The sequence below is a fragment of the Aliigemmobacter aestuarii genome (assembly GCF_004799285.1).
Classification (GTDB): Bacteria; Pseudomonadota; Alphaproteobacteria; order Rhodobacterales; family Rhodobacteraceae; genus Aliigemmobacter; species Aliigemmobacter aestuarii.
Window position 1 is genome coordinate 278,615 of record NZ_SSND01000005.1, and the last position, 6,426, is coordinate 285,040.

Consider the following 6,426-nt stretch of genomic DNA (forward strand, 5'->3'; position numbering starts at 1 on the left):
TCTCCCCCAAGAGAATTACTCAGCCTTTGGCCACCTCGGCCGATTTGTTGATGTCGAACAGTGACTTGGCCAGTTTGGCGACCTCTTTCCGCAACGGATTCTTGGCAGCGGTTTCGGAAAGGGGCAGTCCGTGGTCATTGGCCTGAGTGACCTGTGCACCGCCATCGGGCAGTTGCACCTCGATCGCGATATCCAGGCTTTCGGCCATCCGCTTCACCCGGCCTTTGGCAGCAAGGTCGGTGAAACGGGGGGCCCGGTTCAGGATATAGCGGAGCTTTTCGTGCGGCAGCGCCTCGGCCTTCAGGGCGCGGACCAGACGAAGCACGTTCTGGGCCGACCGCAGGTCGAGTTCCATCATCGCGAAATAGACATGGGCACGGTGCAGCACGGCCTCGGTCCAGGACACGATGGTCGACGGCATGTCGATCACCACGAAATCGAAGTTCTGCTGCGCCATGTCGATCAGTCGCCCGATGTCGTCGGGCGTCACGATGTCAAGCGGCAGCATGTCAGGCGGCGCGGTGAAGACGTGCAGCCGGTCGTTGAAGGTGGTCATGGCCTGAAGAAAGCTGTCGCTGTCGGCGTTGGCCGTGTCCGAAAGGATCTCGAACACCACCTCGCGGCGGGCCAGATCCAGATAGGTCGCCGTCGCGCCATACTGGAAATCCAGATCCAGCAGGCAGACCCGCGGCGGGTCGGTCTTGGTGACGTTCGCCAGTTCCCAGGCCAGGTTCACCGCAAAGGTCGTGGCACCGACCCCACCCGCGAGGCCATGCACTGGCAGCACCACCGCATCGCGGTCGCCCTTGGGTTTGAAGCTTGGCGTCCTGACCTGCTCGGCGCCGTGATCCTGGGTTTCGGCAACGGCCGGAACCTGCGCCGGTCGGCGCATCCGTTCGATCGCGTCGTGCAGGGCGCCTTCGGGCAGAGGGTAGGGGACGAAATCGTCGGCGCCCAGGCGAAGCAGCTGGTGCAAGGCGATAGGGCTGACCTGATCGGCGATCAGGACGACCTTGATGCTTTTGGCCTTGGCCGTGCGCACCACGTCGGTGATCCGGCTCAGGTCGGATTCGTCCTGGCCGTCCACGGCGATGGCGATGAATTCCAGCGATGCCGAATCCGGCTGCTCCATGAAGGTCAGCGCATCCTCGAACGACAGGTCGCCCCAGGATTCGCCAAGTTCATGTTCCATGTCGTCGATGAGCAGTTCGAAGTTCTGCACATCGCGCGACACGGTACACGCCAGAATCGGCGCGGGGTCTGTCTGCAGGTTGGCAACGCTCGTCATTACTCTCGTCCTCGCAATTCAGCCGCCTCGTCGAACCGTGGTCGGGTGTAACCCCGCATCCGGACGGTCAGACGTCGCCAGCCGGTGCGGCAGTTCTTTGGCCACACAGCTTTTCACTTGTTTCGAAATTCGCGGGTAATGTTGGCGAGATTGGGGCTAAAAGATCGTCTTTCTAGGATTTTGCCGGATATCAAAACAAAAGGGGCGGGATGGTTCCCGCCCCGATTGGATGCCTGTGGCAAGGTCCGGTCCGGCTTAGCCCTCGCCGGGGTCGGTCTGCGTGCGCACGACCCGATTCTGCGGATGCGGACGTTCGCCCAGGATCAGGTATTCGCGCATGATGACCTGCGCGTATTTCCCGTTCAGAACCGTCGGGTGGTTCTTCACGAACCCGGCCACTTCCGTCACCGTGCGGCGATTCTGCAGCTCGGGGTTCGGGGTCGGGATCAGGGGGCGGGTCTCGCCATAGCTGACCAGGGCATCCAGACGTGACCGGCTGATGCCGCGGGTTTCCAGATAGGCCACAACGGCCTGGGCGCGCTGCTTGCCAAGCCGCTGGTTCGAGGCCTGCGAGCCGACCAGGTCGGTATGCCCGTAGACCGAGAAACGCAGCTCGGGGAACTGGCCCATCCAGTTGGCCTGCTGGTCCAGCACCGCGCGCGCCTGCGCGTCCAGCACCGCACTGCCGAAGGCGAAGTTCACGGTGCTCTGGACTTCCGAGGCAAAGCGCGACCCAAGGGCCATCGTGTAATCGCGCTGACCCGACTGGAGCAGCGTGTTGTTCATCGTGGCGTTGCCAAATTCGCCATCATCGACCTTGGCGCCCAGTTCGTCGTTCAACGACCCGCAGGCAGAAAGCCCGAGCCCGACGCACAGCACCAATCCGAAACGCATGTGACCCCGCATCACGTCACTCCATCACATAGCCGTAGGAGCCGTTGAAATCCTGCCGGGCCACTTCGCCCGCCGGGCCTTTCACACGCTCGCTTCCGGTGACCTTGCCGAACAGGAACAGTTCCTTTTCCGTCGGGAGGCGCACACGGTCCGTCGGCAGGGCCAGTGCCTCGCCGCGGGTGGGCGTCACCAGATGCGGGGTGACGATGATCACCAGTTCCGATTGCGCGCGCTGGTATTCGGCCGACCGGAACAGCGCGCCCACGATGGGCAGGTCGCCCAGCCACGGCACCTGACCGTTCAGGTCGCGGAAATCATCCTGCAATAGGCCCGCGATGGCAAAGCTTTCGCCGTCCCGCATCTCGACCGTGGTCGAGGTTTCGCGGCGCTTGAAGGCGTTCAGGCTGAAGCCGCCCGCCTCGAGTGTGACCGTCGAGTCAATCGAGGACACGGCCGCGTTGATCGTCAGGTTGATGATGTCGCCGTCGACCACCACCGGAGTGAAGTTCAGCTCCACGCCGAAGGGCTTGTATTCGATCTTCACGCCCTGATCGTCGGCCACCGGGATCGGGTATTCGCCACCGGCGAGGAACTTGGCCTCCTGTCCCGACAGCGCCGTCAGGTTCGGTTCGGCCAGCGTGCGGACGACGCCTTTGTTTTCAAGCGCTTCCAGCAGGACGGCGAATTGCAGCGATCCGGCGGAAAAGCCAAGGGCAAGCCCGCCCGCCGCGTTGTCGCGCACGGCGATATTGCCGTTGGCCAGGCTGTTGTCGCCGTCAAGCCAGGTGCCGGATTCCCCGTTCACGCCGAACTTGTTTCCGCCGCTGATCGCCAGCGAGGACGACAGGTTCTTGGCGACCGAGCGCTGCATCTCGGCAAAGCGGACCTTCAGCATCACCTGCTGGGTGCCGCCCACGCTCATCAGGTTCGATACCCGTTCGGGCGCGTAGCGTTCGGCCAGATCAAGCGCACGGTCAAGCTTGGCGGTCGAACTGACCGTGCCCGAAAGCACGATCCCGTCATTCGCGGTCCGCACCTCGATCTGTTCGCCCGGCAGGATCTGCCGCAGGCGTTCCTTGAATTCGGCGATGTCGGGGGCGACGTGGACATCCACGTTGGAAATGAGCCGCCCGTCCGCACCCAGAAGCGTCAGGGTCGTGCGTCCGGGCGCCTTGCCCAGCACATAGATCGACCGATCGGACAGGGTGGAGATATCCGCGATCCCCGGGTTCGCGATCGACAATTCGGCGAAGGGGACGTCGCTTTCCACGACAACGGCCCGGTTCATCGGCACGTTCAGCGCCGACGACGGCGATCCTTCCATGACCCGCAGGGTCTGTGCATCGACGGGCGTCAACGCGGACGTGGCCAAGGCCAGGCCCAGGAATCCGGCCGTCCAGATGGTACGCAACTGCATGTGACCTGCCTTTCCGATCACGCCTCAACACGGGTCTTTTTTGCCCGTTCCATGAACCAAGGTGCCTGAACTGGCCTTTTATTGCAAGAATCAATTGGTTGTGGATGGCTTTTGATGTGGATAACTGGCAACAGGGTCATTCTCCGCTGTCCGTAAAGGAAAAGGGCGCGGAAGGATTTTCCGCGCCCCCGATGATTTTCTATCCCTCAATTTGTGCAGGGGATCGGAATTTCCACCACATCTGCGCCTTTGCGCGTCTTGATCGTGCAGACCCGTGCCGGGGCGGCCTGCTGCACGACCTGCTCCTGAATACCCAGAAGCGAGTTGCGGTCCACCTCGACAAGGCCGATTTCGGCGCTTTCGCCCGTCCCGACCAGCGACAGCGCCAGGCGGCCCGCGGCCTGACCCTGCGCCAGGCGTGCAACCTGTTCGGGGCTGACCTCGACGATGACAGTGCGTTCGCGGCCCGAGACGGTCAGTTCCTCGCCGGGCTTGGCATCGGTTGCGATCACCTTCAGCGAGGTTTCGATCAGGCGTGTCAGTTCGCCGCTTTGCCCGCCCGCGTTGCCGGTCCAGTAGACATCCACCCGGTCGCCCGGATGGATCGACCCTGCGACACCCGAGGCGATATCGACCTTGATCGAAAAGGCGCGCATGCCCTCTTTCAATTGCGAGGTCAGGCCCGCCGGTTCGCCCGGTTCGGTCACCTTCGTGGCCAGAAGCGGCTCGAACTTCTCCAGCGGGCGCAGAATATAGCGCGGCTCATCCTTGTGCGGCGGGAACAGCACCTCTTCGGCGCTGAACGTGCCTTCGGGCAGGGCCGATTGCTGCCAGTAGATCTTCTGCACGTCTTCCTTCGTCAGCCTGTCGCCATAGGCCAGCGGCTTGTTGACGACATAGACCTCGACCATCGGGCCCAGCTTGGCCCGGACGGCGCGTTCCGCTGCGAGGGCCTGCTGGGTCTGCCCCAGATACCCCTGGACCATGTAGACCGCCACCCCGGCCAGCGCGAGGCCGGCAACCAGGACCAATCCGAAAATCATGCGCATGGCGCGTTCCCTTTTCCACACCGCCCGCGGCAAGCCGCCGAAGGCGCACCCACTTCCATGTGCGGCCGCGCCTTAAAGGCCGGCCGCCGCGACCACCGCCGCCACCAGTTCGTCTGCAAGCACCGCGGCCGAGCTGTCGGCCGTGGTGAATGTCGGGATCATCACCAGAAGGCCGATCCCCACGACCGCTGCGGTCAGGACCACCCAGTCCACCGTGACGGCACCGTCTTCATCCCTGAACCGGCGCAGCTGGTGCGCGAGTGCCGGTCCGATCTTGCGAAGTTCCAATTTCATAACGCCGTCCCATCCTGTCCAGGATTGTCACTACACATCAATTCTGCCCTTGAAATCCGGCGCAAATATGGCACCGGCGCGAGATCATCGGGGCCGATCCGCCCGCCAAGCGGGCAGCCGTTCCCCGAAACGGCGAAGGGCCGCGGACCCTTGCGGGAACGCGGCCCTTGCCAAACCTTGCGGCCGATCAGTTCAGAGCGGCGCCAGCAGCGACGGCGTTGCCGATGTCGGTCGTCATCGTGGTCGCGGCGGTATCCAGACCGTCGGTCACGGTCGACATCACCAGCAGGCCCAGGCCCACGATGGCAGCGGTCAGCACGACCCAGTCAACGGTCACGGCGCCCGATTCGTCTTTCGCGAAGCCCTTGAAGATGTTCATCAGTTTCATGGTACAGTCCCTTTCGCAGGAGTTGCTCGTTCAGTTGCAGCCTTGGGGTCTTTTCGTTCCGGCCTCTGTTCCGTTCCGATCTCCGTTCGGCATGGGCACATATGGCCTCCGAATCGTGGCGGGAGTTGGGAGCGACTTGGGCATTTTCGGAAACTTCGAAAAATGCGCCGGAAATCCCGTAATCCATTGAAAGAAATCGAAACATTTTTTTCCACGGGTCCGGTCGGCAATCTGAGGATGCACGTCTTGCGTGGCCGAAACGCCCCGAATTGGGCGAAATCGCCACATTCGGCGGCCGAAATGCTGGCCGGAGGCGCGATTCTCTGCTTCATTTCCCGAAAAGAAAGAACGAGCAGAAAGCCGCATCATGCGGATGATCACATCGGCGATTCTGGCCGGGTCCGTCTGGGCCGGGTCCATCGTGGCGGGGGCCCATGGCCTTGCCGCCCAGACCCTGTTGGGCCAGGAAGACTTCACCTTCAAACGGGTCGGTGTCCCGGGCAAGGGCGCGGCAGGAAAACGCATCACCGTCCAGATCGACCCCGCCGAACAGGCGCGGCGCCTTGCGGTAAAGCCCAAGGCCGAACCCGAGGCGGATGAGCCGACGACCGAGGTCGCGGCCGCCAGCCCGGCGCCGGTTGCGCCCAAGGCCCCCGCCGCCCGATACGACTGGTACTGGAACGCCGTCCCACCCGCACGCGACGCCCGGTCGGGCCGTTGGCCCCTGGCGATGGCAAGTCTTGCAAAGGGGCCGGGTGGCGCAGCCGTCGCCGCCCCCCGGATGCAGGTCATGCAGGACCTTGCCGCGAAACACGGCACCGATATCCTGAAAGCGACGATCGGCACCGAAGTCTCGCCCGCTCTGGTCCTGGCGGTCATCGGCATCGAAAGCGGGGGACGTGTGGATGCGGTCAGTTCGGCCGGCGCACAGGGGCTGATGCAGCTGATCCCGGCCACCGCCGAACGCTTCGGCGTTGCGGATGCGATGAATCCCGTCCAGAACATCAAGGGCGGTGTGGCCTATCTTGACTGGCTGATGAAGGAATTCGACCGCGATCCGCTGATGGTGCTGGCCGCCTACAACGCGGGCGAGGGG

7 protein-coding genes are annotated in these 6,426 nt (G+C 63.5%); 1 reads left to right on the plus strand and 6 read right to left on the minus strand.

Going from position 1 to position 6,426, the window contains the following annotated elements; translation table 11 throughout:
- Positions 1 to 19: 19 nt before the first annotated feature.
- From E7811_RS16915 to E7811_RS16940, 6 genes are all read right to left on the minus strand, one after another.
- Positions 20 to 1,288 (minus strand): AAA family ATPase, encoded by a 1,269-nt coding sequence (locus E7811_RS16915; protein ID WP_136395841.1) that lies wholly within the window; start codon positions 1,286 to 1,288, stop codon positions 20 to 22.
- Between the two features lie 255 nt (positions 1,289 to 1,543).
- Positions 1,544 to 2,194 (minus strand): OmpA family protein, encoded by a 651-nt coding sequence (locus E7811_RS16920; protein WP_136395842.1) that lies wholly within the window; start codon positions 2,192 to 2,194, stop codon positions 1,544 to 1,546.
- A gap of 4 nt (positions 2,195 to 2,198) precedes the next feature.
- Complete coding sequence (locus E7811_RS16925; protein WP_136395843.1) at positions 2,199 to 3,599, minus strand: type II and III secretion system protein family protein; 1,401 nt, start codon at positions 3,597 to 3,599, stop codon at positions 2,199 to 2,201.
- A gap of 206 nt (positions 3,600 to 3,805) precedes the next feature.
- Positions 3,806 to 4,648 carry a Flp pilus assembly protein CpaB gene (gene cpaB, locus E7811_RS16930; protein WP_136395844.1) on the minus strand — a complete coding sequence of 281 codons (843 nt, stop codon included), beginning with the start codon at positions 4,646 to 4,648 and terminating at the stop codon, positions 3,806 to 3,808.
- Between the two features lie 72 nt (positions 4,649 to 4,720).
- Positions 4,721 to 4,942 carry a pilus assembly protein gene (locus E7811_RS16935; protein WP_136395845.1) on the minus strand — a complete coding sequence of 74 codons (222 nt, stop codon included), beginning with the start codon at positions 4,940 to 4,942 and terminating at the stop codon, positions 4,721 to 4,723.
- 187 nt (positions 4,943 to 5,129) lie between these two features.
- Positions 5,130 to 5,330: a pilus assembly protein gene (locus E7811_RS16940; RefSeq protein WP_168733075.1), complete on the minus strand. Its 201-nt coding sequence runs from the start codon at positions 5,328 to 5,330 to the stop codon at positions 5,130 to 5,132.
- Positions 5,331 to 5,697: 367 nt separating this feature from the next.
- Here E7811_RS16940 and E7811_RS16945 point away from each other — a divergent pair.
- The coding region (locus tag E7811_RS16945) for a lytic transglycosylase domain-containing protein (protein WP_246020511.1) at positions 5,698 to 6,426 on the plus strand (729 nt) is incomplete at its 3' end.

Bases quoted from the DNA above. Each gene is read 5' to 3' on its own strand.
- E7811_RS16925 (WP_136395843.1), bottom strand. From the start codon at position 3,599: ATGCAGTTGCGTACCATCTGGACGGCCGGATTCCTGGGCCTGGCCTTG.
- cpaB (WP_136395844.1), bottom strand. From the start codon at position 4,648: ATGCGCATGATTTTCGGATTGGTCCTGGTTGCCGGCCTCGCGCTGGCC.
- E7811_RS16920 (WP_136395842.1), bottom strand. From the start codon at position 2,194: ATGCGGGGTCACATGCGTTTCGGATTGGTGCTGTGCGTCGGGCTCGGG.
- E7811_RS16935 (WP_136395845.1), bottom strand. From the start codon at position 4,942: ATGAAATTGGAACTTCGCAAGATCGGACCGGCACTCGCGCACCAGCTG.
- E7811_RS16915 (WP_136395841.1), bottom strand. From the start codon at position 1,288: ATGACGAGCGTTGCCAACCTGCAGACAGACCCCGCGCCGATTCTGGCG.
- E7811_RS16940 (WP_168733075.1), bottom strand. From the start codon at position 5,330: ATGAAACTGATGAACATCTTCAAGGGCTTCGCGAAAGACGAATCGGGC.